This window comes from Sphingomonas sp. IC081 (genome assembly GCF_006874585.1).
GTDB lineage: Bacteria > Pseudomonadota > Alphaproteobacteria > Sphingomonadales > Sphingomonadaceae > Novosphingobium.
Map to the genome: position 1 here is coordinate 1,754,860 of NZ_CP029761.1, position 26,977 is coordinate 1,781,836.

36 protein-coding genes are annotated in these 26,977 nt (G+C 63.2%); 5 read left to right on the forward strand and 31 right to left on the reverse strand.

Going from position 1 to position 26,977, the window contains the following annotated elements; translation table 11 throughout:
- Positions 1-3 precede the first annotated feature (3 nt).
- A protein-coding gene (locus DM450_RS08505) for an IS3 family transposase (RefSeq protein WP_260610333.1) occupies positions 4-1,367 on the forward strand; the annotation gives its coding sequence in 2 pieces (ribosomal slippage) (positions 4-351 and positions 354-1,367; 1,362 coding nt in all).
- Positions 1,368-1,686: 319 nt separating this feature from the next.
- Here the strand turns inward: DM450_RS08505 and DM450_RS08510 are convergent.
- The 5 genes from DM450_RS08510 to DM450_RS08530 all read right to left on the reverse strand — a co-directional run bounded on the left by DM450_RS08510 (position 1,687) and on the right by DM450_RS08530 (position 8,413).
- Complete coding sequence (locus DM450_RS08510) at positions 1,687-2,244, reverse strand: lytic transglycosylase domain-containing protein (protein ID WP_048575778.1); 558 nt, start codon at positions 2,242-2,244, stop codon at positions 1,687-1,689.
- Positions 2,241-2,828: a restriction endonuclease gene (locus DM450_RS08515; protein ID WP_048575779.1), complete on the reverse strand. Its 588-nt coding sequence runs from the start codon at positions 2,826-2,828 to the stop codon at positions 2,241-2,243. Before DM450_RS08515 ends, DM450_RS08510 begins: the two co-directional genes overlap by 4 nt.
- 11 nt (positions 2,829-2,839) lie before the next feature.
- A complete protein-coding gene (gene mobF / locus DM450_RS08520) occupies positions 2,840-5,806 on the reverse strand; it encodes a MobF family relaxase (RefSeq protein ID WP_066519823.1) in 2,967 nt (988 codons plus the stop codon).
- Positions 5,803-7,941: a type IV secretion system DNA-binding domain-containing protein gene (locus DM450_RS08525; protein WP_048575781.1), complete on the reverse strand. Its 2,139-nt coding sequence runs from the start codon at positions 7,939-7,941 to the stop codon at positions 5,803-5,805. Before DM450_RS08525 ends, mobF begins: the two co-directional genes overlap by 4 nt.
- 172 nt (positions 7,942-8,113) lie before the next feature.
- On the reverse strand, positions 8,114-8,413 hold the full coding sequence (locus tag DM450_RS08530) for a CopG family transcriptional regulator (RefSeq protein WP_048575782.1): 300 nt from the start codon (positions 8,411-8,413) through the stop codon (positions 8,114-8,116).
- A 468-nt stretch (positions 8,414-8,881) separates the two neighbouring features.
- On the opposite strand from DM450_RS08530, the gene DM450_RS08535 reads away from it, so the two are divergent.
- Positions 8,882-9,211, forward strand: a complete 330-nt coding sequence (locus tag DM450_RS08535; protein WP_021243951.1) for a hypothetical protein — start codon at positions 8,882-8,884, stop codon at positions 9,209-9,211.
- A gap of 165 nt (positions 9,212-9,376) precedes the next feature.
- On the opposite strand, the gene DM450_RS08540 is transcribed toward DM450_RS08535, so the two are convergent.
- The 3 genes from DM450_RS08540 to DM450_RS08550 all read right to left on the reverse strand — a co-directional run bounded on the left by DM450_RS08540 (position 9,377) and on the right by DM450_RS08550 (position 11,728).
- Positions 9,377-10,399, reverse strand: coding sequence for an SLOG family protein (locus DM450_RS08540; RefSeq protein WP_031290669.1), 1,023 nt, complete (start codon positions 10,397-10,399; stop codon positions 9,377-9,379).
- Positions 10,400-10,481: 82 nt separating this feature from the next.
- Positions 10,482-10,958 carry a DUF736 domain-containing protein gene (locus DM450_RS08545; RefSeq protein ID WP_021243949.1) on the reverse strand — a complete coding sequence of 159 codons (477 nt, stop codon included), beginning with the start codon at positions 10,956-10,958 and terminating at the stop codon, positions 10,482-10,484.
- 572 nt (positions 10,959-11,530) lie between these two features.
- The gene (locus tag DM450_RS08550; protein ID WP_142634077.1) at positions 11,531-11,728 is read right to left on the reverse strand and encodes a DUF5818 domain-containing protein; all 198 of its coding nucleotides are present in this window, start codon (positions 11,726-11,728) and stop codon (positions 11,531-11,533) included.
- Between the two features lie 143 nt (positions 11,729-11,871).
- On the opposite strand from DM450_RS08550, the gene DM450_RS08555 reads away from it, so the two are divergent.
- Together DM450_RS08555 and DM450_RS25795 are read left to right on the forward strand one after the other, a co-directional pair.
- Positions 11,872-12,267: a hypothetical protein gene (locus DM450_RS08555; protein ID WP_021243947.1), complete on the forward strand. Its 396-nt coding sequence runs from the start codon at positions 11,872-11,874 to the stop codon at positions 12,265-12,267.
- A gap of 293 nt (positions 12,268-12,560) precedes the next feature.
- Positions 12,561-12,710, forward strand: coding sequence for a hypothetical protein (locus DM450_RS25795; RefSeq protein ID WP_021243946.1), 150 nt, complete (start codon positions 12,561-12,563; stop codon positions 12,708-12,710).
- A gap of 20 nt (positions 12,711-12,730) precedes the next feature.
- Here DM450_RS25795 and DM450_RS08560 read toward each other — a convergent pair whose 3' ends face one another.
- The 4 genes from DM450_RS08560 to DM450_RS08575 all read right to left on the reverse strand — a co-directional run bounded on the left by DM450_RS08560 (position 12,731) and on the right by DM450_RS08575 (position 14,514).
- Positions 12,731-13,186, reverse strand: a complete 456-nt coding sequence (locus tag DM450_RS08560; RefSeq protein WP_021243945.1) for a type II toxin-antitoxin system VapC family toxin — start codon at positions 13,184-13,186, stop codon at positions 12,731-12,733.
- Positions 13,183-13,452, reverse strand: coding sequence for a type II toxin-antitoxin system Phd/YefM family antitoxin (locus DM450_RS08565; protein WP_051187071.1), 270 nt, complete (start codon positions 13,450-13,452; stop codon positions 13,183-13,185). Before DM450_RS08565 ends, DM450_RS08560 begins: the two co-directional genes overlap by 4 nt.
- Before the next feature lie 87 nt (positions 13,453-13,539).
- On the reverse strand, positions 13,540-14,043 hold the full coding sequence (locus DM450_RS08570; protein ID WP_031290664.1) for a hypothetical protein: 504 nt from the start codon (positions 14,041-14,043) through the stop codon (positions 13,540-13,542).
- A gap of 69 nt (positions 14,044-14,112) precedes the next feature.
- Positions 14,113-14,514, reverse strand: coding sequence for a hypothetical protein (locus DM450_RS08575; protein ID WP_021243942.1), 402 nt, complete (start codon positions 14,512-14,514; stop codon positions 14,113-14,115).
- Between the two features lie 174 nt (positions 14,515-14,688).
- Here DM450_RS08575 and DM450_RS08580 point away from each other — a divergent pair, with 174 nt between their 5' ends.
- Positions 14,689-15,849 carry an IS110 family transposase gene (locus DM450_RS08580; protein ID WP_081331662.1) on the forward strand — a complete coding sequence of 387 codons (1,161 nt, stop codon included), beginning with the start codon at positions 14,689-14,691 and terminating at the stop codon, positions 15,847-15,849.
- A gap of 319 nt (positions 15,850-16,168) precedes the next feature.
- Here DM450_RS08580 and DM450_RS08585 read toward each other — a convergent pair whose 3' ends face one another.
- The 19 genes from DM450_RS08585 to DM450_RS08670 form a co-directional block, all read right to left on the reverse strand.
- On the reverse strand, positions 16,169-16,663 hold the full coding sequence (locus DM450_RS08585) for a hypothetical protein (RefSeq protein ID WP_142634079.1): 495 nt from the start codon (positions 16,661-16,663) through the stop codon (positions 16,169-16,171).
- A gap of 134 nt (positions 16,664-16,797) precedes the next feature.
- Positions 16,798-17,346 carry a hypothetical protein gene (locus DM450_RS08590; protein WP_021243940.1) on the reverse strand — a complete coding sequence of 183 codons (549 nt, stop codon included), beginning with the start codon at positions 17,344-17,346 and terminating at the stop codon, positions 16,798-16,800.
- A complete protein-coding gene (locus DM450_RS08595) occupies positions 17,343-17,537 on the reverse strand; it encodes a hypothetical protein (RefSeq protein WP_021243939.1) in 195 nt (64 codons plus the stop codon). The genes DM450_RS08590 and DM450_RS08595 overlap by 4 nt, the downstream gene beginning before the upstream one ends.
- A 31-nt stretch (positions 17,538-17,568) precedes the next feature.
- On the reverse strand, positions 17,569-17,757 hold the full coding sequence (locus DM450_RS08600) for a hypothetical protein (RefSeq protein WP_059140294.1): 189 nt from the start codon (positions 17,755-17,757) through the stop codon (positions 17,569-17,571).
- Between the two features lie 69 nt (positions 17,758-17,826).
- Positions 17,827-18,006, reverse strand: coding sequence for a hypothetical protein (locus DM450_RS08605; RefSeq protein WP_021243938.1), 180 nt, complete (start codon positions 18,004-18,006; stop codon positions 17,827-17,829).
- On the reverse strand, positions 18,003-18,146 hold the full coding sequence (locus DM450_RS26165) for a DUF1419 domain-containing protein (protein WP_021243937.1): 144 nt from the start codon (positions 18,144-18,146) through the stop codon (positions 18,003-18,005). Before DM450_RS26165 ends, DM450_RS08605 begins: the two co-directional genes overlap by 4 nt.
- A 76-nt stretch (positions 18,147-18,222) precedes the next feature.
- The gene (locus DM450_RS26170) at positions 18,223-18,906 is read right to left on the reverse strand and encodes a hypothetical protein (RefSeq protein WP_260610338.1); all 684 of its coding nucleotides are present in this window, start codon (positions 18,904-18,906) and stop codon (positions 18,223-18,225) included.
- A 110-nt stretch (positions 18,907-19,016) separates the two neighbouring features.
- Complete coding sequence (locus DM450_RS26175; protein WP_260610339.1) at positions 19,017-19,922, reverse strand: hypothetical protein; 906 nt, start codon at positions 19,920-19,922, stop codon at positions 19,017-19,019.
- Between the two features lie 150 nt (positions 19,923-20,072).
- The gene (locus DM450_RS08620) at positions 20,073-20,513 is read right to left on the reverse strand and encodes a hypothetical protein (RefSeq protein WP_021243936.1); all 441 of its coding nucleotides are present in this window, start codon (positions 20,511-20,513) and stop codon (positions 20,073-20,075) included.
- A gap of 2 nt (positions 20,514-20,515) precedes the next feature.
- Entirely contained in the window at positions 20,516-21,034 is a 519-nt protein-coding gene (locus DM450_RS25800) for a hypothetical protein (protein WP_021243935.1), read from the reverse strand.
- Positions 21,031-22,515, reverse strand: coding sequence for a DUF3560 domain-containing protein (locus DM450_RS08630; RefSeq protein ID WP_021243934.1), 1,485 nt, complete (start codon positions 22,513-22,515; stop codon positions 21,031-21,033). The genes DM450_RS25800 and DM450_RS08630 overlap by 4 nt, the downstream gene beginning before the upstream one ends.
- A 130-nt stretch (positions 22,516-22,645) precedes the next feature.
- Positions 22,646-22,840 (reverse strand): hypothetical protein, encoded by a 195-nt coding sequence (locus DM450_RS08635; RefSeq protein WP_021243933.1) that lies wholly within the window; start codon positions 22,838-22,840, stop codon positions 22,646-22,648.
- 156 nt (positions 22,841-22,996) lie between these two features.
- A complete protein-coding gene (locus DM450_RS08640; RefSeq protein WP_021243932.1) occupies positions 22,997-23,398 on the reverse strand; it encodes a hypothetical protein in 402 nt (133 codons plus the stop codon).
- A 94-nt stretch (positions 23,399-23,492) separates the two neighbouring features.
- On the reverse strand, positions 23,493-23,972 hold the full coding sequence (locus DM450_RS08645; protein ID WP_021243931.1) for a hypothetical protein: 480 nt from the start codon (positions 23,970-23,972) through the stop codon (positions 23,493-23,495).
- Between the two features lie 79 nt (positions 23,973-24,051).
- Entirely contained in the window at positions 24,052-24,300 is a 249-nt protein-coding gene (locus tag DM450_RS08650) for a hypothetical protein (protein ID WP_021243930.1), read from the reverse strand.
- A 3-nt stretch (positions 24,301-24,303) separates the two neighbouring features.
- Complete coding sequence (locus DM450_RS25805; RefSeq protein ID WP_021243929.1) at positions 24,304-25,032, reverse strand: hypothetical protein; 729 nt, start codon at positions 25,030-25,032, stop codon at positions 24,304-24,306.
- A gap of 46 nt (positions 25,033-25,078) precedes the next feature.
- Positions 25,079-25,540 carry a hypothetical protein gene (locus DM450_RS08660; RefSeq protein ID WP_021243928.1) on the reverse strand — a complete coding sequence of 154 codons (462 nt, stop codon included), beginning with the start codon at positions 25,538-25,540 and terminating at the stop codon, positions 25,079-25,081.
- 11 nt (positions 25,541-25,551) lie between these two features.
- Positions 25,552-26,199, reverse strand: a complete 648-nt coding sequence (locus DM450_RS08665) for a hypothetical protein (protein WP_021243927.1) — start codon at positions 26,197-26,199, stop codon at positions 25,552-25,554.
- A 92-nt stretch (positions 26,200-26,291) separates the two neighbouring features.
- The gene (locus DM450_RS08670) at positions 26,292-26,888 is read right to left on the reverse strand and encodes a hypothetical protein (protein ID WP_185928740.1); all 597 of its coding nucleotides are present in this window, start codon (positions 26,886-26,888) and stop codon (positions 26,292-26,294) included.
- Between the last annotated feature and the right edge of the window lie 89 nt (positions 26,889-26,977).

Sequence of the window (26,977 nt, forward strand, 5' to 3'; positions counted from 1 at the left end):
AAGATGAAGCCCAAACCCTCCTTGCGAAAATCGCCAGCAAAGGCCTCTGCCGAAGCCGTGGTGAAAGACATTCGCCGACAGACGCGGCGGCATTTCTCGGCCGAGGACAAGATCCGCATCGTGCTCGACGGATTGCGCGGCGAGGACAGCATCGCCGAGCTGTGTCGGCGTGAAGGCATCGCCCAGAGCCTCTACTACACCTGGTCGAAAGAGTTCATGGAGGCCGGCAAACGCCGGCTCGCGGGCGATACCGCCCGTTCTGCGACCACGGGCGAGGTGCAGGATCTGCGCCGTGAAGCCCGTGCCCTGAAGGAATGCGTTGCTGACCTGACGTTGGAAAACCGCCTGCTCAAAAAAAGCATGATCGCGGATGGGGGCGACGACGAATGAGGTACCCCGCCGCAGAAAAGCTGGAGATTATCAGGATCGTCGAGCAGTCGCACCTGCCGGCCAAGCACACTCTGGACAAGCTGGGTATTCCTCGCCGGACGTTCTACCGCTGGTATGACCGCTTCCTTGAGGGCGGTCCTGAAGCCCTGGAGGATCGCCCCTCGGCGCCGAGCCGGGTGTGGAACCGCATCACCGAGGATATCCGCGCGCAGATCGTCGAGATGGCGCTCGAGGCGACCGAGCTTTCCCCTCGCGAACTGGCGGTGCGCTTCACCGACGAGAAGCGCTATTTCGTGTCGGAAGCCACGGTTTACCGCCTGTTGAAGGCCCATGACCTGATCACCAGTCCAGCCTATACCGTGATCAAGGCCGCTGACCAGTTCCACACGAAGACCACCCGGCCGAATGAGATGTGGCAAACCGACTTCACCTACTTCAAGATCATCGGGTGGGGCTGGATGTACCTGTCGACCGTGCTCGACGACTACTCGCGCTACATCATTGCCTGGAAACTGTGCACCAACATGCGCGCCGAGGACGTCACTGACACGCTGGACTTGGCCCTCAAGGCATCGGGCTGCGACAGCGCCACGGTCCTGCACAAGCCCCGGCTACTATCCGACAACGGCCCCAGTTACATCGCGGGCGAACTCGCCGAGTACATCGAGGCCCAGCAGATGAGTCACGTCCGTGGCGCCCCGTTGCATCCGCAAACGCAGGGCAAGATCGAGCGCTGGCACCAGACCTTGAAGAATCGCATCCTGTTGGAACATTACTTCCTGCCCGGCGACCTCGAAGCCCAGATCGAAGCGTTCGTGGAGCACTACAATCACCAGCGCTACCACGAGAGCCTGAACAACGTGACGCCCGCTGACGCCTACTTCGGCAGGGCTCCCGCTATCATCAAGCGTCGCGAAACCATCAAGCGAAAAACCATCGAATATCGCCGCTTGCTTCACCGCAAGCTCGCCGCCTAACATCACCCCCCAGACGAGGCTCGCTCTCCGCTAATCCACGCCCCGATCTGTGCCAAATGTCTCGACGACGGACACCCACTCTCGCGCCAGACCTCGGCTAGTTTGACGCCCAGTTGAGTGTTTGCCTTCGCCAGAGCGACAACATGGTCGAGGATTGACTGACCTGTTCATCTCGCGTGGCCCACCCGAACACATACGCTGAGATAGTAGCGCCGAGCTCATCACCAATGCCGTCCAGCAATGGCAGCCTAGGATACCAGTCACCCAGGAAACGGCGACACTGCCATATCCGGCCACCGGTTCCCGCTTCTCGTCGCCCCTATCTCGGTGCGTCGATACCGGTTGCTGCGAACACCTTCGGTCCGAACCTCACGCGCATGTGGGTTGCGACCTTTGTTGCATAGGCCCGCTGTCGCCAGGCGGTGGGGCTGTGATAAGTGCCGATGGCCTTCCAATAGTCGCCTGTAGCCTCCAGTCCGGAGATGAATATCCAGCGCGCCGCTTCGACATTGAAGCAGGCATCGTAGCGCAGCCAATGGCGGACCTGATGCTCGGACCTGCCGATGAGGCGGGCGATGCGGGGCACCCACCATGAGTTGATCTGGAGCGGTCCCAGGTCATGCGTTCCGTTGGTGTTGGCGATTTCGGCTCCGATCCAGCCCGCCTCCTGCTTGCGCAGTCCCCAGAGGGTCTTTTCGAGCCAGCCATAGCCCCGCGCAGCAATGCGGATGCAGCGCGCGAGCTCGGCCGCCTCCGCCGATCCTCCACGCTGTGCCAGTGCGGGCGTTGGCGCGAGAACAAGCGAGAGCGACAAAAGCGAGGCGATGCCGATATAATAGCGGGGTCGCTGCGATCGTGAGCAGGACAGCGCGTTCATGACGACGTCCGCCTGAAAGCGATGGTTTCTCTGGGGCGACGAGGTTCACACAGGTCAGGTAAGAACGGCGCCCCCGTCAACAGGGCGAGCAGTTTCTGGCCTGACACGATCTGGATACCCGTCGCACCATCGACAACGGCGCGACTCATCCCGCCGGTGCGGCCGGTATGAATGAACAGGCCGCGCTGCCTTCTGGTGGCGCAGAGCTGGGCAAAGTCCCAGACATGTTCGGGCCTGATGGCGTCTTTGTAGCGCTTGGCCTGGATCAGGAAGCGTATTCCATCGATGATGACTTCGCCGTCGACGCCGCCGTCACCCGTATAGCGGCAATTGCGGATGACGCGGTGCCCGCGCCGCTCGAAGGCTTCGAGCAGCAACTCCTCGAACGCGAGCGGGTCCATGGCGCGGAACCGCGCATAATGGAGCGCGACCGGCTGATCGCGGTCCCGCCCCCGCAGTTGCTCGCACATCTCCCGGGCCTGCCGCCGTCGCCATCGATGGCGGATGGGGATGCGGTCGTGACGAAAGAGAAGCGCCAGCAGTGCGGTGCAGAGGATCAGAATGAGAACAAGATTCAGATTCATGGGTAACCCTCCTATCGGTCGTGTCCGCTGCCATGATCGCCATGGTCATGCTGCGGTTGAGGTGCTGGCTGGTGAACATGATGGGGCGCGCTGCCACGCTCGGTGGATTCGGGCGCGCGATCGCGATCGAGAGTGCCGCGCAGGAAGCGGTCGACCAAAACGGCAGCCTCTTGCGCGCGACTGGCAAGGCTGTCAGCGAAGCCCGGCGGGCCTGTGTTACCCCGCCCCTGCCGGCGCTGTTCGCGCTCGGCGTTGCGTTCGTCCCGTTCGCGGGCATTCGCCTCGCGCGACCGATCGTGGCGTTCCTTGTGGCGCGCGCCCCGCTGCTTGTGGCTGTCGGCCTTGAGCCGGCCAAGCCCTTCGAGCGTCGAGGTCTTCTCGCCCGAGCGCGACGCCAGCTTGGCCGCAAGACGTGTCACATCCTCGGTCCACAGCTTCACACCATAGCGAGCGCGGGTGATCGCAGTGTAATAGTTCTGGCCGTTGACCAGACCGGATTCGACCGGCGCCAGCACATAGGTCCGCGGGTAGCTTTTCGACTGGGAGGAATAGACAGTTTCCGCGTAGCCGTGGTCCCAGGTCCTATGAGCGGACAGGTCCACATCCTGCACACGCTCGCCGCGGTCCCATTTGATAGTGGCAATCGTCCCGTCGAAGGCCAACACAGTGCCACGCTCGGCGTTCTTGACGCCGATATCCTTGTTGACGAGCCGCCACTGGATGCGGTCCCCCTCGCCGAGCTGGCGCTGCTCGGTCAGGAAGACGTTGACGTGCGCCGCTTTGCCAAGCCGGGGATTCCATTCAATCTGACGGCCATGCTCGTCGGCCAGGCGCACGACCTGGCGGCCATTATTATTCCGCCCAATCCCGACCACGCGATATTCCGCGTCCCGGGCGATTCCGAGACCCGCGTAGTCGCGCGCAAACTTGAGCACCTGGCCTTCAGTGTAGAAGCGGGCGATCTGCTTTTCCTGATCTGTCATGCCCGCCGGCGTCAGGACTTCGAGCCGGTGATCATTGGCCGCGACCGCGCCCTCGCGTTTCAGCACTTCGCGGATGTGGCTGTTGACGATCAACCGGGTCGCATTGTCGAGCACAAGGATATTGGTGGCATTGCGCGCAGCGGGCCGCAGCCGGGTCCACTCGACGACGATATCCTTGGCGAGAGCCTCTGCGGTCTCCCCGGTGTTCACACGATCGAGCGCGGCAAGCGAAGCCGCATAGTCGCCCTTGCGCGCCATCGCCACCGACTCTTTCGTCGTCCTGGTTTGCTGGCGCATGGGATCGAGAAGTTGACTGGTGGGCAGTCCCAGCTGCTGAAGGAGCCAGAACGCCTTGCCCTGCTCGATCGCACCGGTCTGCTTGTTGTCGCCAAGCAGGATGAGCCTCGCGCCGGTCGCGCGGCTGATCTCCAGGATGCGCAATGCCTGACGGTTACCGAGCTGGCCCGCCTCGTCGAGCACAAGAATATGCCTGTCGGTGATATTATGGCCGCCACCGGCGAGCAGTGAGGCGACCGTGCGGGATTCGATATTTGCCTGGTTACCCAGTTCTGCCGCTGCCGAAGACGTCGGCGCAAGTGCGATTGTCATGTAATCGTCGCGGGTCGCATCGACCAGCGCGCCGACCAGGGTCGATTTTCCTGCGCCCGCGACGCCGTGGATCGCGACAAGACGGTTGTTGCCCGTACCGATCCCTTCGAGCGCGCGCGCCTGCTCTTGCGTCAGACCGGCAGCAACCGCGGCCTCTGCCAGCCGCTCGGAGCTGGCGACGGGAGAGGCATCGCCCATGGCGAGCGATAGATGTTCCGACAGGGCCAGTTCCAGTTTCGCGGTCCGCCGCGACGAGCGTCCCCGTGGAAGCGGTTGATCGCCGGTCTGGCGTACTGTGCGGAGCAGCTTGCGATCGGCTTCCTGAGCATCGAATATCGGACGCACGTCACCGAACCGGACCTCACCGACATGGGAGGCGAGCGCGGTGCGGTACAGCCGCCCGATATTGTTGACCGCTTCACGCGTCTCGCTTTGCCGGATTCCGAATAGCGCAGCGCGGCGGGCGACGCCCGGATCAGTCTCGATCGTGCGTTCGCCGCGCTCCGCGACGGCCGCCAGGAGCTTGTCGAGATCCTCGCGCCAGGGTTCGGCACGTTTGTTCCACCGCTCCTGGAGGTCCTCCAGTCCGATCTTTTCCTTGGCTTTGCGCGTCTCGAAGAAGGATATGCGCCGAGCAGCCTGTCCGGTGAGGCAATGTTCCTTCGCATGGGCGTTTATCTCCTCTGCCCGCTGCGAATATTCGCGGATCATTTCGCCGGGGACGCCGGCTACCTCGAACAGACCGCGGCGCGGATCGAACACAATCTCGTGACCGAGCTCACGCACGTCATGGGCTAGTTCGTTGCGATAAATCTGCCCAGTAACGAGCTGTTCCGCGAACATCGAACGCGTCTCGAGGCTCGACATCCGGTCGCCACGAAGATGGTTGGTCATGTTGAGGACGACGACATGGGTATGAAGGTGCGGATCGAGGTCGCGGCTCGCATGTTCGGTGAAGCGGGCGAAGAGAAGCCGGCCGGTCGTTTCATGGACGATCTCGCCCTCGACGCGGCGGCGCAGTTCGGCATGCTCTTCAAGATGGGCCAGCGCGACGCCAACCGCCCGTTCATGCGCTGCGATGATCCGCTCGTCGCCCGTCACCAGCGCCAGGATCGAGATCGACTTGGGGGCGCTGATGTTGAAGTCCCAGCCGGGATGGTGCTGGATACCTTCCTTGCGGCGCCGACCGAGTTGCTGGTCGCCGACCTTGCCGGCCAGCAGTTCCTCGAACTGTTTGGGATCGACCTTGCCCGACAGGCCGAGACCGGGAGCAAGCTTGCCACCCCATTCAGACGGTTCGTCGCCGCCCTTGGTATAATAGTCGCCGATCGTATAGTAGCGGCTGATATTGGCGGCCGTGCCCTTGAGACGGCGGGGATGTATCATGCCGGCTTCGCCTTCTCGCGCGGTCCTTCGGACCGGCCATGGCTATCGAGCGATACGCGAAGGGTCCCCCGCCGCGCGCCCAGCAGTGGGATGGGCGTCGCGACCACGTCGTCCGCATCAGCATGGTCCTCGATCGGCAAATCGCCCTCGCCCATGTCGGGATCAGGATGATCCGGAGGTATTGTGCTTTTGTCGTGACCGGCCGCCTCTTCGGGGATCGGCACACCGGTCGTCTCGTCCACGGGTGGAGGATCGTTCGGGCGGTTGAAAAAGTCGCCCTGCGGCTTCCCGGGTGTCGGTCTTGCGCCTTGGTCCGATGAAGCCTCTCCTTTCCTAGCGGCCGTTTGTCGTGCTTGCGCCGCCCGGCGACTTTTCCGTGTCTCGCATATGATCTTCTCGCCGATCGGCAGTCGCTTGGGCGGTTCGTTCCGTTCGATGAAGGCGGGTGCGACCGTTGGCAGGAGATTGAAGCGATCAGTGAAGCGCACGACGGGGAGGTTGCGACCGAACCGGAGAAACCCCGAAAGGTTGGGCAGGTGGTTGACCTCGGTGTCCATCACCAGCGGGCGGGTCACCTGCATACGGCTTAAGTTCACCCCGTCGCGCATGTCGTTGACGCCGTAGGACATGCCCTCGTTCGCCTCGACTTGCTCGACCCGGCCGAGATTCTTGGAGATGAGTTCCGAGGTATCGGAATCGTTGGCCCGGAGCGCCACCCAGGTCGAGCAGTAGCCGGTGATGGCGGCGGCATCCTCCTTGCCGTAGGTGGCATTGAGCTGGGGATAGGACTGGAACCCCAATATGCCGCAGCCCCCATATTTGCGCGCACGGGCCAGGAAGTCGGATAGCGAAGGAAGCTTCTGAAGCGTCGGCAACTCGTCGATCACGCAATAGAGCCGCCGGTTGCGATCGGGCGTAAGGCTCATGATCGCGCTGATCGCGATATCGAGCCAGACGGTGATGAGGGGACGCAGCGAGGGAAGCTGGTCGGCCTTGACGGTCACGAACAGCCAGCTGTCGTCCTTCTCGTCCTCGACCCATTTACGGATCGAGAAACCGTCCACCGTATCGTCAAGATAGGAGAAACTGCGCATGACCGAGGCGAGCTCGGCCTGGACGCCGGCAGAAGTGCGCTCCCCTTCCGAGGAGATGAACGCGGCGGCATCAGTGCCCTTCACATAGGCGGCGAGGTCCGCGACCGGGGAGCGGAGCACGCGGTCGAGCAGGATCGAGATGAGGGTGTGCTTCTGCCGGGCAAGCTTGCGCAGGACCGCGACCAGCGTACCGCGTGCTGCCTTCGACCAGAAGGGATCGCCATGCTTGTCGGGGATGGTAGATTCCGCGATCTGGTCGTAGTGATACTCCTGCGGGACATCGACCCAGGGGCTCCAGATGTCAGTGCGCTTGTCCAGCGGGTTAAGGAGGATGTCGCGTCCGGGGCGGTAGAATTTCTCGACGAAGCTCCCGGCGGTGTCATAGACGATGGCCCGCTTGCCCTGCTTGCGGATCCCAGCGAGCATGGTGGTGATGAGGTTGGTTTTCCCCGTGCCGGGGGCGCCGACAAGCAGGATATGCTCCGGCTCGAAGGCCTCTGGCACCGCGACGCCGCCGATGTTGAGCGCCCCTTTCTTCTGCCCCCGGAGAGCACGGCGGACTTCCGAGATCGTCCCAAAGCGGGCGCCGCGAATATATTCGTTGGACCCGAGGCCGCGTCCTGTCCGGGTAAAATAGAACCAGGCGAAAACCAGCGCGGCGAGTGCCCCCATACCGGCAATGGCCGCCCCATGGATGAGGTCGGTTTCGAGTTTACCGAGCGCCTTCTTACCGACGCGGGATTCGATAAGGGCGTCGGCCGACGTCCAATATTCCCGACCGTCCGGGGTGCGGAACAGCATGGGGTCACTGGTTCCTCGCGCGGTATCGGCCTTGAAGCTGGCCTCCGCCATCTTGACCAGAACGAAACGCTGATACTCGCTCGACTTCTCGAAGGCATACCAGCCAGTCCCCATCGCCCACAGGACGATCCCCGCGACCACGGTCTGGAAGAAGACCTGGGTGGTCATCCTGACATTGTGGACGATCGCCTGACCACCGCGGGTCCATGAGCCCAATGTGTCGTTACGGAAGATGCTCATGATTGCGCCCTCCCCCGAACAGAGGCATCCGGGACCGCCTGATCCTTCAGTTCGGGGTGAGACCCGGACGGCAGAAGGAAGCGATCGCCGCCATCGCCACCGTGGCAGGAGCCTCTAGTGGGGGACAGGGAGCCGACAAGCGCGCCCGTGACGGGGGTATCCCCACGCCCGCTCATGGCTGGTCCTCCGGCCCGAGCAGGCCCTTCGCTTCGAGCAACGCTTTGGCGTCGGCCATGCCCTGCTCGAGCGCTTCGGGCGACCGACGGCGTACCGATGCCGCGACGATCGAGAGTGTCTGTATGACGCAGGAGAGGATTTCGTCCTGCGTCGTATAGACGTAGCCGCCGCGAGGGTCGGCGGCCTGGTCGATCGCAGGGCGGAGGAGTTCGGCAACGCTGATGCCGACTTTACGAGCACGGCGCTGCAGCCGCTCGCAAAGCGCATCGTCTATCCGGATTGTGATCCTTGCCAACGTGGGCGCTCCATCAGGAGCTTCGGCAAGGAGATCACGACGCAGCCGCAATATAGCGCGGATGGACGGCAATCACAATAAAATCGACGTGGCAGACGCGTCTGCCAGCAGAAAACGGCGGAAATGCTGGGGGTTTGGGACGCCGCTTTCTGGGGCGGCAGACGTGTCAGCCACTTTTGTGGTTTTTTGGCTGACGCGTCTGCCAGCGCAAGGCACTGATTACAGGGCCGTTTTCGGCCACAGCACCCGTGCGTACGGTGCAATACAAACCGCGAAGCGAGTGCGTCGCTTGCCTCGCAGCGACGGCGTCGCTGCGTCTTCTCTACCGCTGCCGGGCGCACCCTATGCGGTGTCGGTCGATGTGGGGGAGTTTGGCCGCGCTTGGCGGCGGGGTCGCTTGTGGCGCGGGTGCGCCTGTGCGACAAGGCGGGCGTGACGAGCGGGCCAGCCTGAACAAGGAAACTGGTCATGCCGAAAATGTCTGAACGCGATAAGCTCGCCGATCTGGTCGAGCGCGAGAAAAAGCTTGCCGGTGAGATCGCCGCAACGCGCAAGCGGCTGCGTGATCGCTATGCGGCGATCGTCACGGCGCTGCCGGTCGAGGATTTGCAGGTAACCGAACGCGAGTTTCGCGATCTGGTCGGCCATGTGCTGCGGCTCGGCGGCGCTGCCGCGCTGGCTGCGCTCAAGGGGGCGTCGGCTGTGTCCGATGCCGCCCGCTCGGGGAAATCGCCAGCCGCGTCATTGCCTGCGAAGGGGGATGGCGGCGCGACTGCCGTTCCCGGCGCGGGGGCGTGAGACTGTCGGCTCTTCCCCTTTCGGGTTCCCCCGCCGCCGCGCCGTCAGGCGCGGCGGCGGCCGGTGGCACGAAAAAAGGCCAGCGCGCTGGAAAGCGCGCCAGCCTTGGCGGGTCTGCTGTGATGGGTGGCGCGGCGCTTGGGGAAGGCGCCGCGCCGTCTCGTGTCAGGCGTAGCGCCGCGCTCGCCTGAAGGAATATTCGCCGGATGCCTCCGGCTTGCGCGGCTTGGGGGCATCGGCGGGCTTGCGGAAGGCGTGAATAGGAACGCCCTTCTTGCGGAGCATCTGATAGAGGTTCGCCTGAATGCCCGATCCTTCGCCTAGCACGGCTTCGGAAATGTCGAGTTCACCAATCTTGCGATTACGGGCAAACGCTGCCTTGCCACGTCCGGTTAGAGCATAGGCGACCAAGGGCACGCCTTCACGCGCGCACCATGCCGCAACGATGGCATCCCATCCCGTGCGCTGTCCCGTGGTGACGACAACCATTCGCGGCGTCCGCTGCTTGATTGCGCTCATCGTGGTCCAGATCGGTTGCCAGTCGTCCCAGATAGCGGGGCCGGAAGACACGACGACTAGGCCGTCGGGCTGGTATTTCTCGCGCTTGGCAAGGGCGCGTTCGCGCAGGAAGTCAACCGCGCTGATATAGCTTGCGGTCGTGACGGATGACGCCTTGCTGCCCTTGCTAGGGGACCAAGCCTTGCGCCAGCAAGCGCGATACATGGCGGCGGCATAGTCGCGCATGGTTTCCACGGCGGCGCGCTGTTCAATGACGGATTGGCATTGAAGCTGCAAATCCTCCAGTTCCTTGTTGAATACCTCGCCCGGTTCCATGCGCCGCGTCATGTCGCGGATTTTATCGGCCAAGCTATCCTCGCGCCGTTGCAGTGTTCCGGCGACAAAGTGGAAGGAATTGACGATGCCCCAAGCAATATCCGGGGCGAGCGGGTCAAGCCGCGTGTCCGTCAAGAGGAGATAGAGCGAGGTCATAAGCTCGCCGCAAGTCTTCTGCGCGGCGAACGGTTCGGGCATGTCATGTTCGCCCGGTTCGTCGCCGTGCTCGATGATCGAAAGCGGCATCGGGTCTCCGAACGACGCTTCAAATTCGGGCGTTGCGGTTTCCTCCGCGATAAGTTCCGGCAAGTCGGCAAATGTGCTAACGGCCTTTCTAGCTGATTTCTTGCTCATGGGTGTGACTCCTGATGCTCGATGATCGGTCAGGGTCCGGGGAAGCGTTCCAGCGCCCCCCCGGCCCGTCTTGGCCTAGCGCCTAGAACTGGACTTCATCGTCCAGATCGGCGGCGGCGCTTTGGCTGGACAGTTCGCCGTTTTCATTGGCTGTGCTGTCCCCGAAGCCGTAATCGTCGCCACGGCTGGGACCGGAAGGCGCATCGTTGCGCGACGTGCGGACGGCAGGTCCAAAATCGTCGCGTTCCTGCCTGCGCCATGCCACGCGGAAGCCTTCCTCAATCGAGCCGAAAAGCGCGATAGGCAGTGCTTCGGGCATGGAAGGATCATCGACATTGCCTTGATAGAAGACTTCGCCGGTCCGCTTGGCGACGGCTTCCCAGAGCGCGCCGACTTGCACGACGCGGCCGCCGACATTGGGAGCGATGATCTCATAAGCGGGGGCCAGTTCGTTTTCGCTTTCCACCGGACGCAAGGCCAGCTTGGGCAGGTCGATTGTGCGGGTAGCAATCCACCCGACGACACGGCCCTTCTTCAAGTTAAACTCACCGATATTCATTGCCTTTACTCCTATAAGTGCGTCCGGGGCCAATCCCCATCTGCACTTATACTTATACCCCCTCCCCTTTATTGAGTATATCGCATTGTTTTCTTGACAGAATTTCATCCTATTTGGTGAGCCAGAGCCAAGAAAATGGCCGCGGTAGCGGCCCGAACAAAGAAAAGCATGGCGAAGCCATTCCTTCCTGATCAGCGGAGGACGCGACGGGGCCTGTCTGTCATCCCATCCGGAGCCGCCGTCGCCGGGGCTCAAGGGTCAGGGCTGGTCCGGGCAAGCAAGGGACGTCGCGCTGCGTCCTAGTGGAGGTTGAAGAAAATGGGCCTGCCGACCCCTTTGGATCAGATAATCCTGTCGGCAGGCCCATTTTCTTCTACCGGAGCTTGGGTGGAGGCAGCCCTTGCTTGCCCGGACCAGCCCTGGCACGCCGAGACCCTGCGAGGGCGGCGCAGGATGGGATGACAGACCTCGTCCGACGCTGATTGCGGGCCGAGGCGTCCTCGCCGAGGTCCGCTGGCCCTCGCCACAAACGCGACGCCGGAGGGGTAGAACGCAGCGCGCCGCTGGGACCGCTACGCTGGCCCGAGCCAGAGAACGTCGAGGAGGCTGCTGCTGGCCTTGCGTGCCTCGACGATGACGGCGGTGTCCAGAAGCGGCGGGAAATCCTGCGCGCCCTTGAGCCGCCAGACGTGGCCGTCGTCCATTTCGAGGAGGAACCCGCGCGCGTTGCGGCGCAGATGGCCATGGAGGCGTAGGGGCGCGGCCGCCATGATCACGGCGCGGGATGACGGCCGGTGCGGGCGGCCCATGCGGAAGAAGAAAGCATGATGATAGTCCTGTCGTACCTCAAGAGGTTTGGGGCTTGAATACGTTCCTCCTATGTTCTAGTAAATGGGAGAAAGGATATCTCCCCATGATCGCGGACTATCTCGCCGGTTTCGATTTCAATCTGCCTTTGATCGATGCGGTCAATGATCCCGATCTTCCGGGCGTGCGCAGCCAGATCGCGGCCATCGCCCTTGGGGAAGGTCTGGATTCGGGCTACTACGAAGTCCAGGAGCTGGCCGAAACCTTTCTCGAGGCGGCTCGCGAAGACAATGCGGACATCACCGATCCGGACAGTCCCGCGCGCGAGCGTCTCGCCGGGATCCTAGATCGTGCCTCGCCCTACCAGCGCGGTCTGTTCCATGCGGTGGCCGAGCTGCCTCTGGCTGATGCCGCAAGCGACCTCGTCTGGCTCACCGGCCTGATGCGCAATCGCGCGGACATGTATCGTCCGGTCGAAGCGGCACGTCTGTCGACGCGCTGAACCCGCACACCTGATCTCGACCTCCGGCAATTTCGCAACGAACCGATTGGCAGCTGCTGCCTGATCGGGCTAGAGGATGTGCGTCCGCCGGTGGCGGGCCGGAGCGTCGAAACTCCGAACAATAGAGTCGGCTGCATGCCTTTGCGGCCGGATGGCCTGTATTATGTCCAGGCTCCGGCTAAAGATCAGGCACGCGTCCTATTGTTCGCGTTTTCGACTCGTCCGGCTCAGGGGCCGGCATCCTCCTTATGGAGGGTGCCAGCCGACTGAGCGCGGTTTAGCGGAGAGCAATCATGACGGACGAAGAACCTCGATTGGAAAACGCCATCAAGCACATGGAGGCAGCGCTCGAGTGCCTCGTCGATCCGAAGGACCAGGTGGTGGCATTCCGCCTGTCGCATGCGCTCGATCTGGCGCGAGAGCGGCTTCTCGAAGGGACCTGAGTGTTAGCAGGCCGTGCTGATCAGCAGGCAATCACGTCGATGTGCCCCTGTGCGGCATAGTCGATGATCTTGCCGTCCCGCGTAACGACCGGAATCTGATGATGACGGGCTGTCGCGATGATGAACCTGTCGGCTGGATCGCCATGTAGCGGCTCGGGCAGATGCGAAGATGCGATGGCGATCTCGGGAAGAAGCGGCGCTTCTCTGATCCCCGGCCCGCCCATGAAGCGGGCGAACCAGCTCTGAGGGTCGGGCAGGAAAGAGACGGCAGGCTGCTTCTCGCCGCGGGCGCGGCTCAACAATCCGACCTCCCACGCGGACGCGGGAGAGACGAATACGCCGTCCGCGAGCGCCGCATGCGAGATCGCCGCCAGAACATCGGCGGGCATCGGATCGCCGTTGGCGAGCCAGATGACCGCGCATGTATCCAGCAGCACGGCGCTGGGCGCCGGCCCGGCCTTCTTCCGCTTCGTCACTGGTGCAGCTTGCCGTCGCTGGCGCTCAGCGGCTCGTCGAGAATGGGCGAAAGCAGATCCACCCCTTCGGGAACCGCAACGGAGCCGCGCATGAAGCCATGCAGCATTTCGACCGCCTCGGCCGAGCTGGGTGGCGGCGTCAGCACCGCAACGGTGCGGCCGCGCTTGGTGATCGTCACCTGATCGAGATCGCGGCGTGCAAGGCGGTCCAGGATCGCGAGGCAGTTGGTCTTGAAATCGGCTGCGCCGTAAGTTTCAGCACGCATGGGGCGGGCCTTTCTGGTCATGTTTTCTGACTGGTCATATAGGATGACCATATTAGAAAGTCCATAGTTGGATGTCCGGCGGCACAATCATGCTCGCCCGGCTGTGCCGGGCAGTGGTGGAATGATCTTGACGCTCGCCAGGTCGCCGAACACAGCAATGTGCGCTTTCAACGCCGATTGCAGGCTATCCCGATCCTCAAACGCCTCCATCGAATAGGCGTCGCGCGCGAGAGCATCGGGGTCGGCGCCAAACAGCTGTGCAAAGCGCCGCGGCCAGTGGCAAAGCAGGATCCATGGCCAGCCCGGTTCGGGAGGCGCGAACTCGAAGAAGCCGATCGCTCTGGCTTCGCGGCAACTGGGTTTGCGATCGAGGAGATCGGGCAATCGCAGGGCGTCCCGGTCGGCGGTGAGGAATGCTTCGAACGCAGCAAGTTCTTCGTTGGTCTCGATCATGACGATATAGTAGCGATCGAGCGCGAGGCCCTGTCCGGCAAGGTGCGGAGGAATGTCGATAACCATCACCGCCGGGGCCGTGACCAGCGGCATGGCATAGAGGCGGCGTCTAGCGGCAAGGTCATCTGATAGGCGCATGGCGAGGTTCCCGAAGATGTGGTTGCTGCCGCGATCGCGGTCATAGTACTGGATCGGCGGACGATCAGCCTACAGGTCGGCCCGGCGCCAGACATGCTTTGCGCTGTCGGCATGAACGGCTGCGAGACCTTGAGCGTCGAGTTCGGCCTGGACGCAGCAGACAAGATCGCCGGTCTCGCCGATGCCGGGTCGCTCGTAGATATAGAGATCGAACAGCACCCGGCCGTTTACAAGCTCATGGCGCTCGCGGATGCGCGACCAGGGATGGGTCGTATAGAGGTCGGTGTCCTCCCAATCCGGATCGTCGCTGATCGCGAGGATATTGAGGGCGGCATTGCCCGTTGTGAGGTTGACGCGCTCGGCGATCTCGATCGCAAAGCGAGTGGCAGAACTGTGGCGGCGGGCGATGCCCTCGGCGACCTCGCGCAGTTGTCGGACATCGCCGGCGGACAATCGGATGGCTCCGGTCATTGGTGCTGTTCCTGTCATGGGCGATCGAAGCTCGCGGCGGCTATGCAAAACCGACGAAGTTGCGTCATGCTGCGACGATGTCAGCCGAGGCGGCCGGTTGTGGTTTAGCTGAGGTCTTTTCTCTCCTGCAAATGGGCGCACGATGGCGCTTCACGATGGAAGGGAGAAGACGCGATGACGAAGAAGATCACGAACCCCGAGATCCTGGCGATCCGGGCGACGGCGGAAGTGGACCCGGCATGTGGCCGCGTCTGGGTCGGCCTCGATGTTGGCCTCAAGTCGACATCGGTGTGCGTGCTGGACCGCGACGGCAAGGTCGTCCACCAGGTTTCGATGAAAACGCACCCGACCGAGATCGGGCGCTACTTGGCGAAGAACTTCACCTCCAATGTGGCGGTCGTCGGCATGGAGACCGGCGCGATGTCTGCGCATCTTGCCGGCGGGCTGCGCAAGCAGGGCTATCAGGTCGCCGTGATGGATGCGTTGCAGGTCCATCGGGTGCTGTCCCTAAAGCGCAACAAGACCGATACCAACGATGCGCGCGGTATTGCCGAGATCACGCGCACCGGCCGCGATTATCTGACCGAGGTCTATGTAAAGAGCGCTGCCTGCTTCGAGGTGCGCGCCCAGCTCATCATGCGCCACCGCCTGGTTCAGCAACGCCTGGCCAACGAGAACATGATCCGCGGCCTGTTGCGCGTCTATGGCGGGCGGGTCGAGCCTGGCGCCAAGTCGTCGGCTACCTATCGCGACCGTGTCGTCGAACAACTGCTGATCATCCAGGATCGGGAAGGCATCAATCTGCGGCCGCGCATCCTGCCGGTGCTCGACCTGTGCGAACGGCTCCAGGCGGATGCCGTGCGGATCGAGACCGAACTGGAGGCGCTCGCCGCCGCCAACCCGGTATGTCGGCGGTTCATGGCGGTACCGGGCATCGGCGCCATCACTGCCCTGTCGTTCTTCACCGCGATCGAAGAACCATCCCGCTTCCGGCGAGCCGACGATGTCGCTGCCTATCTCGGACTCACGCCGCGTGTGTACCAGTCCGGCGAGAGCCTGACCCACGGCAAGATCAGCAAGATGGGCAATCGACTGACCCGTACGCACATGGTCAATGCAGCAACGGTGCTGCTATCCGCTACCAAGACCTTCTCGTCATTGAAGGACTGGGGCGTCAGGCTGGCGAAGAAGGTCGGGTTCAACAAGGCGAAAGTGGCGGTTGCCCGCAAGCTCGCCGTCATCCTGTTCGGCATGTGGCGCGACGGCACCCACTTCCAGTTCAAGACAGAGACCGTCGAGCCGCATCGCCAGATGATGCAGGCGGCACGCGCCTAATACGCTTTACGCCATCCGTCCGTCGGACGGTACGATCCTCCCGGGAGGCGGAGGGACTGGTGACTTCGATTCTAACGTTGGGGCAGCGATGACCCCGAGCAACGGTTGTTGAAGCGCCACCCTTCGATACGAACCGACCCCATTGCGGCATGCGACACAGATACAGGCTGCAACATGATAGCCGTCGCATGACCCCGGAGAGACTGTTGCACCCCGGGTCGATCGATATGCCGACGAGACTATTGTCAGAAAAGGCAAAGCATGATGAAGTAGCAATACCAACGTCCCGCCCTGCCGCAGGGACCTCAGCTAGAGATTGTCAGAAACGCCATCCGCTCCGTATCGGTGCCACGGTGACGAAGCGATCCATGGGGCGAAGATACACGAGGACATGACGTCCGCGTTCGCACAAGCGCCGGATGTTGGCACGGCTGCCCTGGCTGACACCGTCCCAGACGACGATACCTGCGCCTGCGAGACGGGTCATTTCCCGATCCTTGGCGCTATGGAAGGCGCGCGTGCCCGGAGCAGCGTCGGCCAGGATCTGCCGGACGGGCCATGCGCCGATATTGTGCCGGGGGATCGTGTCGCCGCAAAAGACGGTGACGTGACGCACACCGCAATCGGCGAGGAACTGCTGGACGGCAGCGTCCGCGCCCGGTGCATCGCCGATTACGACCGGCAGCTCCTGGTCGATGATGACGCCGAGCTGCTTCATTACGCAAGCAGGAAGCTGCCGGATGGAAAGCGATCCGGAGATGAACACAGGCGGCGTAGGCGGCCGATGGTACGTGGTAGAGCCGGTAGCGGTCATGGCAAACTCCCAGATAAATGCACCACCAGCCCTCCTCCTCTCCTCCATGTCGGGCACTTCTTAGTATCTCGGCAATTGCGGTTCTGGTTGAGGACATGTCCGGGGAACGCGCCCGCCTTGCTGGCGCGGGATCGTCATTCCTGATATTTGGCGATGATCCGGCGTGCGAGCTGCTCGATTTCCAGGCGATCGTTCGTCTCGGTGCAATCGCCCGGAAAAATCGTGAAGTCGTCCGACGCCGCGCTGCCCTTGCTGATGAAGATTCGCCAGACGTTCCGGCGAATCTCGCCTTGCTCCCTTGGTTCGGTCCCCGGCAAGAACATGTCAGCCCACCGGCGTTGGTCGGGATCGTCGGAGAGATCGGCCCAGTCGCCTAGCGTTCCCCAAACGGTATAGCCGTCGATCAATGCGTGATGCTCGCGCGCGGCGCGGCGCTCGGCCACTCGCTTGGGCGCTTCGCGTCTCGCCTTGGCTTCCGCCTGCTTCCACTGGACGGATGTCAGACCGAGTTCGAGGCCCTTGATGACGTCTGCCGCCACATCGACCTGCCGCTGGGCCAGAATGTCGCAATGGCGAGCGGCCGGGAGCTGATCGACGGCGAGTCGCGCCAGTTTGAGCAAGGCCTGCAATTCCGTCTTCGTCAGCGTGACGCGAAGGCCGCTCGCCATCGGATGCGTTTTCATGTCCGGCGCTCCTTGTGCCAGGGTTTCAGGCCCGCGAGCGGGAGCTTGTATTCCCGTGCGGCGTGATGACGGTCATCTGAAAAGAAGCCCCAATGGCCGGTCGATGAGTATCGCAGGAAAAAGAGCTTCTCGCCCTCCTCGGTCCGGATCCACATGCCAGGCTCGATGGGATATTGATCGGCAGCGTTCATTGGCTTGCCTCCATGATGATGGGAATCGTGATCAGGCGACGTGCAGGACCAGACCTTCGTCCTTTCCCGGACGGGCTTCCGTTACACGGAACGGTTGAATCGGATCGCCCGTGCGCAGGACGAACTGAGGGCGTCCAGTGGTCTCCCATTTGCGGATCGCCAAAGAATACGCATGGTCGAACGAAGCGAGCTGCGCCCGGAGTGGTGACGGGACGGTCATGATGTTCTCCGTGTTGAGCGAATGCTCGGGAATGGGTGTGGTTATCTCGAGACTGCGAGGAGGCGTCGGCTAAGCGGTGTTCCATGGAACGGGTATCCACTTGCCATCTGCAGGCATGAGAGCGGGATCTTGTGAGTTCTCCTTCTCATCGTCTGAGAAGGTGTCGTAGTCGTCCGCTTCCCAGGTCTGGTTGGCTGCATTCCATCCCAAATCGGGGTCAGTCCTGTTGATGATGATCCAGGCCGTCACGAGTCCTGATCCCACAAGACCGACACGACGGTTTCGTAGGGGCCTGCGTGTCCTTGATTTGATCCCCCGGGCAGCTCGAACATCTGCTCGCGCGTCGCAACGCCGTCGAAGATTTTCGTGAAGGGTGGATTCTGGGTCATGGCACGGTTCCTTGTGGACGTGGCCCGACGCGGCGCGCGAAACGACGCGCCGGACATGCGTAAGAGAAAAGGTTGGCTACTCGGCGGCGTCGACCGAAAGCGCGTCGTCATTGTCCGCGAAGACGGCCTCGACCAGATGATTGACCGCGTGCATGCTGATCGCGCGATCCTTGGGGATCAGCCAGGTGACATGCTGGCGCATCGCCTCGCGGACTCGCTCGAGTACCGCTGCATCCTCGCCGAGCAGCAGCATGTTCGCGGCAAAGCGGGCCTGCATTTCGAACGCTGCCTGTTGGGTGTAATGGCTGTCGGCGTCACAATCCTCATTGGGCCAGAAGCAGGAGGCTTCGAGCAGCGAGGCGAGTTCGCCGGGCGTGATTGCGCAGTCGGTGCCGAGTAGGATGGCGACGTCGTCGAGGTCGCTGCGACAGTCGGTCGGGACGATCAGCATATCGGCAGGGAGTGCGAGGATGTCTGCGGGCTCCTCGGAATCCGCCGTGGCCCGCGCTGCGAGCTCAAGCGTGATCGTGCCGACGCGTCCGGAGCTGAGGTCCTCGGGAACCGATGCACCTTCATCATAGTGGAAGGTCTCGTCGTCCGTCTCGACCTGAAAGGAGAGGCCCAGGACGCGGGGGAGCGCATTGTACCAGCCATATCCGGCAAATTCGGGCATCGCGCGAACGGGCGAGCCGCCGAGACCATCGCCGGATTTCAGCGCGCGGTTGACGCACTGCTCTATGTTCGCGGATTGCGTGGGCATGATGATCATCGGTTCCCCCGCGATCCGCTCACCCGGAAAGATGTCATTCGTCTCGGCGATGCGGGGAGTCCAGAGGTGCAAGAAGGGCGCCGCCTCGGGCAGCGAGATGCCTAGGTCTCGCGCACGCAGCCATTGAGTATAGGAAAGCCGATGATGGCCCTCGCGAGCGATAGTGCGGAAAATCGCCGCTTCGCAGGCTTCGCGCAGGGCGTCGAGCGCCGAATTTTGGACCATTTCCTTGCGTGCCGGAAGCACAAACTGGAGATTTCCCGCGTCGACGACATCGACCTTGGCATACCAGCCCCGACCGCCATCGGCGTCATGAACATGCGGCAGGCGGCATGGGACGGTGAGGCCGTGGAAGTTGATCCGGGCCTGTTCGCGATGAGGCGCGTGCTTGTCGAGAAAAACGCCAATGCGACACCCGTTCCAGTTTTCGACGCGGCCTCTTTCAGAAAGCCTTCATGGGCCTGCCGCTCCTCGCCATAAAAGACCGGAATCGGATAGAACCGTGCGGCGCTTTTCACGGCTTGTCCAAGCTCGTCCGCCCATGCCTTGGACAATTCGATTTCGATTTCGATTTCGGTTCCCTTGGCGATCACTACCGGAACAAGATCGAGCGGCTCCCCATTCTCCCACGCCTGCGGCGGGATCGTCACTTGCCATCCGTCCTCGGCGTCGTCAGTGCGCGAACGGATGACGACATGGCGGCCGGCGAGGCTGAACACCCCCATGCCTGCCGGATCCTCATTGCGAGTAATGTCGCTGTCCCAGCCCGAGTCGCCGAGCGCGAGAAGCTTCGTCGGATCGGCAATGCCCCTGCCATCGTCGCGGATGCGCAGGATCGTGCCGTGATCCTGGTCGAGCCGGCGGATGTCGACACGGCTAGCTCCCGCCCTGCGGGCATTCTGGAGAAGCTCGTGGAGAGCGTCGGCCACGCAGCCAGCAAAAAGACGCGTCGCCTTATGGATGATCGACTGGCCGACCGTGGCCTGGATCGTGGTGGGAAAAGTCATGGGAGTCTCCTGGATTGCCGCGACCTCATCGCCGCACCCCCATCACTCTCCCTTCGCTCCATGGCCCGGTCGCGCCGCCGAGCGGTGGCGATTCGGCGGCATCATGGAGTCGTCAGATGGTAGGAAGGACGCGATCAGGGAGCGGCGTAGTCAGGCAGCAATCCGTTCGAAAATAGCCTCGCCGTTGGAGAACACGCCTAAACGGACGAGGGTCGCGAACCGCTTCTTGAAACCGACCGCGATCCGGTCGATCCAGCGTTGCGCCAACCCTTCCTGACCGGGATCGATGTCGTCGCGCAGGACCACCCAATAAGCGATGCAGCCGCAATACTCCGAGATGCCGAAGCGGGCATAGCGGTTCATGGCGACAATACGGTCTTCGCGGCCGATCCAGCCGCTCGCGGTCCATGTCGAAGGATAGAGGGCGAGCACTTGCTCCCGAAAATCCTCGACGATGAAGTCCCAATCGTCCTGTGCCGCGAGTTGATCGAAATGGCGGGTATCGGGATCGTCTTCGTCTTCGATCCAGCCCGCGTCCCATAGCGCGAAGGCGACATGCGCCCCGCTGGGGTAGGATACCGAGCGCCCCATGGTCAGTTCCTCTCGTCTGCAGAGGGCTGCAAGCTGGGCGGCGGGGCGGCAACAGGTTCGTTGGTCGCCGCGGGATCGGGATCTTGCGGCACGGGTTCTGGTCTGATCGTGGGATGGGCGAGATCGGACCAGTCGATATGGTCGATGATCCAGTCCGGCACGAAGTCCCAGTCGAAACACAGGTCGTAGCTGTCAGCGACCGCGCTCCAGGCCGCCTCGACGGCACTGGCCCAGCTCACGACGGTCAACCGCACGTCAGCCGTGCCGACGGCATTGCAGGTTTCCCTGATGGCAAGCGCCAGGGCGATGGCGTCCGGATCGGTGGCGGGATGATCGCGCAATGTCAGCACCGCCTCCCAGAGGCAGGCGGCGGTTTCGAGCGCGGATTCGAGAGTGGCCGCCTGCATGGCGCCGTCCTGGTTTTGCGCAGCGGGCGTGATCTCGACCTTCTCAAGATCGCTGGGCCACGGGACCGCGATGGGCGATGGCTCTGCGGGCCAGGAATAGACGCCGGTTTTCATGCTGCGGCCTCCTCGTTCGCGGCTTGGCGGGCGCCCGTCTCCAGGGTGTCGAGGTCGATCGGCAGCGGTTTGGTCGGCTTGTCGGTGATGATCACCACCGCGTCGGGCTTGTAGAGTTCACCGCCGATCGCCGAGATGCGGATGCGGGCGACAGGTTCGCCGGAGCGCACGCGCTCATGTCCTTTCCATTCCATTCGCACGCGGCGGCCGTCGGCGGCGATCTCGACGGTCTTGAACGGATCGTAGTCGCCCTTCGAATTGGCCGAATAGGTGGCCTGTGTCGTCGCGTAGACCTCGTTGGGCTTGGCGGTGCTGCGCTTGCCCTTGCAGGCCGCGACCATGCGCAGGTTCCAGATCGCCTGGAGTTGCTCGGCCTGTTCGCGCGATGGATTGATCAGCGGCGCGGTGTCCGGCTTGGCCGAGGCCCGGCGGGCCTTCTTCTCCGGCACTGTGTAGCCGCACGCCTGCATCAGGTCGCGCCAGTCGTCCTCGCTCAGCTCGAGGGAGGTATCCGATGCAATATGCGCCGGGAGCGGGACCGGGCTTTCGAGCAGGAGGCGCTCGGCGTCGATCACGGTGGATTTGGGGCTTTCGGTGCCATGCTCGCGGGCGAAGGCTTGGATGATGACCGGGGTCAGCTCGCCGTCATAACGCGGCACGTCGCCCAGCATGGAACGCTCGAAGGCGAGCCGGTGCAGGATATGCTCGATCCAGCGGCGGCGGTTGGGGCCGTCGACGGCCAGCATTGCGCCCTCGATACAAAGTTGCCGGGCATCGGCTGGCGTGACCTCGCCGCTATCGACCTTGTAGTAGAGATCGTAGTTCGACCAGATCATGCGAGAATCCATGTTGCCGAGCGCGTGGCGGATCTGTTCGTCGGTCGTGATCTCCTCCCAGATCGCCAGTGCCGCATGGGCTCTGTTGATTCCACGCTGGAGGTCGCGCAGTTCGGCGAGCAGGGTCTTGATCCGGTTGGCCCGCGTGCGCGGTTCGTTCTTCATGTTGGCGAAATGCTCCGCGCCGCTCGCGCGACCCAGCCAGTAGTTCGCCGCTTTTTCAGCTTTCACGGCGGCGGTCGAGGCTGAGTGCATGCGCTCCTGGGACCTGCGCGCCTGGCGCTCGCTATGATGGCCGACGAGGATGGGCTGGCCCATGTAAAACGCCTGCGAGAGCTCGTCAGCGCGGCGAGCGAAGGCATTGGCCTGCGCATGCCGCTTGTGCGAAAGGCCTTCGAGCCGCTCGGCCTTGAGTGCGGCGCGCTCGGCCAGTGTCATCTCTTCGGCCTCGATCTCGCCCGCCAGTTCGACGGCGAGATCCTCGCGCTGCGGCGTCCATCTGGGAGCCACGAACAGCTCCTGTTTCGGAGCCCATTTGAAGCCCGCCTCCTTGACACGGGCATAGGTCTCGGCATCGAGGCGGGACGATGCATAGAGGCGGATCTTGTTGTCCTCCGGGCTGTATGTCGCGGTGAAGCTGGTCATTGATGGTCCTTTCAAGCGCCCGCCAGCATCATGTGCCGGGGCAGATCGGTGCATTTGCATTTCCCAGAATCACGAAGCCCGGCGCGATGGCCGGGCTTCGTGAGTGGGTAGAAATGTCGGTGGTGGAGAACTATTCGCGCAGGTCTCCCGCGGCGATGTCACCGACCCACGAGGCCGCTTCCTCGAAATCGGCATCCTCGTCATCGACCAGCGCGGCGAGCGCGACGGCCCCGGTGCGGCCGAGCTGGCCCAGGCGTTGAAGGGCGGCAAAGAGGACCGGCGCAAGCTGCTCGGGTGTTGCGGTGTCGATATCGTCGGTTTTCATGCAAATGCTCCTGACTGTGGAGGGATGGTCGTCGGGAACAGCCCGCGGTGCGGACGATACGATCCGGTGCGCCCGACCATTCGCACCGGAAATTTCGGGAAGGTCGCCTTCAGGTCGTTTTTTCGGCGGCCGATATGCGCGCCATGATCATTACGGTTAGGGGTCCGTAGCTCTGGGCTTGCCGAGCAGCAGGACAGCGATCGACGGCTTTTCGGACACATCGGATTCGCGGCTGTCGTAGGTGTGGCAGCCCTTCTCCGCGATCGTAAACATCTCGAACACGGGTGCTGGCGAGCCGCCGCCATCGGGCACGGTCATGCCCGAATCGTGGTACTGGATATCGATGAAGCAAGGCGGGCCGCCCGTCCGGGAAGGTCCGAAATAGAACGTGACGCGCAGCCCCTCGCTGGTTTTCGCACTCACGGTGAAGCCGCCATCCGGAATGTCGATCGGCAGCGTCGGGACATGGTTGAAGATGGCAAAGCCGATGCTCTCGGCATCGGTGCTGGTCATGACGGGCAATTGGCAGATGCTCGCCGGCGAAGGCAGGCGATCCATGGCATGTCCTCCTGGCTGGTGTGATGATCTGGGAGATCGCCTGGCGGCGAACAGGCGATCATTCTTTCCGGCGGAAACCTGAACCTGCGCCGGGTCAGGAAAGTCGACGTGCCTTCTCATCCGGCGTTTCGATATGAACGTAGCGCCTGCCGCAGCTGCGGCGCTTGCGGATACGGCCGTCGACGAACGCATCGGCCCATCGCTTCGCCTCGGCCGCGCGAGCGCCGTCGGAGCATTCATCGGCTTGCTCGAAGATCGTATATGCGAGGGCATATTGCTCGCGTTCCGGAAGGGCGAGGATCGCAGTGGCGATCGGCAAAGCGCTTTCGTAGAATTCGAGAACATGGCGTCCGCCCCCATGGTGCATGAGAATAGCGAGCCGGCCCTTGCTTCCGATACCGGTCGGTCGGGCGATCCGAACATCGTGCGATGCGTAGGTGATCGAAACGCGCGAGGTGTCGGACTCGCCACGGTGGAACACACGATCGTCGCGGCTGGGAAGCGGGTGGGCGAGAATCTCATAGCCATCGAAGCTCTCGACCCTGCGAATGTGATTGTGTCCGATAACGGTCATGACAAAAATCTCCTGCTGTTCGCGCTGCCGTTTCGTGCGGGCGATTGGAGGTTCGTGACGGGAAGACAGGCCGACGGTGTCAGCGGTCGTTCTGAACGGAAGTCATCGCGAGGCGGCCTGGAACCACCGGGCTGTGATCCGGGCCTGACGACAGTGGGTCGACCACGATCCTGAGGTCGATTTTCGTGGCACCGCGGTGCCGGGACGTGATCGCGCGATACGCTTCTCGCTGGGCAGACCGCATGTCCGCCGCCAGGATCGAGGTCGACCAGAGCGCCATATTGCCGCCCCGCGTGCGGTAGGACGCGTCGACATGGAACTGCGGCACGGTTCAGTTCTCGGACGCGATCGCGGCATCGAGCCGGGTGATCCACTCCGCATCAACGCAGATGCTGTCGACGCCCCAACCGCTTGCGGCCGCCGGAATGGAATCGCCCTTGTCCTGAGGAACCAAGACGAGGCCATCGGGATCGGCGCCTTCGACATCATAGTCGACGACGCGCACCTTGATCGGCCGGTCGGCGACGATTCCCTCGACAAGACCGCCATCGAGCTCGACCACGACATTGACGTCCTGTGGGGTTAGCGTGCCGCAACTGAGCCGTTCGCAAAGGCCATCGATCTCATCGTCGGTCAGCGGCACATAGGCGCCGCCGTTGGTGGCGATGTCGAGAAGATCGGGCGGGCAAGTTCGGCGCTGATGTCCGCGCAAGGCGGCAACGACAGTGGCCAGTTCGCGATCGTCGACGGCGAGCGCCGATAGCCCGCGGGCTTCGACCTTTTCAACCCACACGTCGAATCCGGCGGTGTCGGCAAAGGCGTCGTGGTCTATATCTCCGACATCGATGCCTTGTATGGCGAGCCGCCGGCACTGGGCCGCAACCAGCCCCAGTCGCCAGTTGCTCGCATCGACCGGCGGCAAGGTCTCAGGATCGAGATCGGCGCGCAGCAAGTTCACCAGATCGGTGGCGGCGACGTCCGCGACGCGCTCGTCGGCGTGATAGCTCGTGACTGTGTAGGGCTGCGAGAAATGTGTTCCGGTGACGACGAAAATGTCCATGGCTGAGTCTCCATGCAATGAATGATGACGGGATGAGTGGCGGCGATCAGGCGGCGCGGCGGCCATCGCTATGGCGAAGTCCGAGATCGGCGCTGGTAAGATGGTCGGATCGGGGTTGGAGACGATCGAAAGCGGCGGTCAGGTCGTCGATATCGCTCCAGATGCAGGCATCGCCCAGATCAGTGTCGAGCTGGAACACGATTGGCGTGGAAGCGGCGGTCATCTCGGGAAAGCTGGTTCGGATCACCAGCGTCTCGATCCGGCGAGCAAGCGCGCCAATGCGCGGAGCGAGTCCGCTTCGCTCGTGATGCGCCATCTCGTAAAAGCGCTCGGGTGCGAGTAGCGGGCCGATGCGGACGCATGGGATCCGACCGACGATCGTGGGTCCGGCAACCGTGCCGGTAAGTTTCCGGCGTTCGGACGATACCCTGTCGACAGGGACCAGCGCGCGATAGACATAGTGAGGGAGCGTCCCCGCGATGCGGGAACGGGTGACGATGATTTCCATGATGATTGTCCTCACGCGAGGAGCCGCGCCGGGGCGGTGTCGGGATCGGAAAGATGCAGTTCGCGGCGGATGCGGGCCGCGAAGGTGTCCGGCGCCATCAATTCAGCGATGTCGCCCCAATGGTTGCGGTCCCCGCAGTAGTCCTTGCGACCGGCGACACGGCGGAACATCACTTCACGACCGGGGCCCATGCCGCCGATGCTGAGCTGGACGTAGACCTCATCACTGTGAAGGATGATTTCGCCGGAAACGGCGATCCCCGCCATGTTGGAGCGCACCTGGAATTGGCCACGCTGGAGGCGGAGGGCGGTTGCGAGCCGCGTCATGGCCTTGCGTCCTTCCCTATGGAACGCGTCCTTCGCGTCATTGTCATAGCTGACGCCGCGTCGAGCGAGCGTGACCAGTAGCGGAGTGCGTACGACGGCGCCGACAGCTTCGATGCAGGCGCGGCGCAGCTCGGCTTGGGACGGACGGTTCTCGACGGCGATATCGCCGAGATGCCGCGCCAACAGCAGGACTGCCGGATCGCGCTCCGGATCGGCTCGGTTGCGTTGGCACTCGTCGATCGCCTGGACCAGAGCGTTCAGCCCTCCGGCAAGCGTGGTCAGCGCCGAGGGATCGAGTGCCTGTTGAAACCGAAGGGAAACATCATAGGACATGGGAGGCTGCTCCTGAAATCCGAGCGCATCAGCACGCCCGCCTCAATCCCTCCCCCTTCCCTCCGACCGGATGGTCACCACTCGAAACAAGGTCAGCATCTCGCTTCGGCACACCAGGACTCCGAAAGCCTCGGCTCGAGATGGTTCCGGACGAAGCCGCGCGTGATGCGCAGTTCGCCGGATCCGACTCTGGCGAGCTGCTCCTCGAAAGTGAGCCGGCGCGTCGCAGCGGCTTCCCGCGCAGCCCTTGCGGCTTGCCGCCGGCTATCCTGCCAATAGGTTTTCGCCTCGGCGAAGCCCATGGTGGCGAGGAGGCGCCGAAACGCGTAAATCTCTTGAGGTGAAGCCGGAGGCCAGGATGAATCGCGCGCGGGCTCACGGCGAACCCTGCCAGGGCGCCTGGGCGGCGGCAGGATCCGGCCCTCGCCGGCCAGTTCGGCGGCGATCGCGTCGCGAAGACGATAGGCCGTCGAGGCGCCGATCGCGAGTTCGCGCGCGGCGCGCTGGACGGGCGTGCGATCGAGGAGGGCCGCGCGCAGCAGGGCCTTCTGTTCATCGGTGACGAAACGGATGCTTTCGGCATGGACATGACGGACCCCGGCGGAATCGCATCCGGGGAGAGCTTCGCCTTTGCGGCGCAGGCGACGAAAGAGTCGGGTCCTGATGCGCGTGCAGCTCGTTCTCGACACGCCGGTGCGTTCGGAAATCTTCTGTGTGCCAAGCCCCTCACGGAACAGGTCCTCGAGGTCACGTCCGTCAATGTGGTGTAATTTCGGTG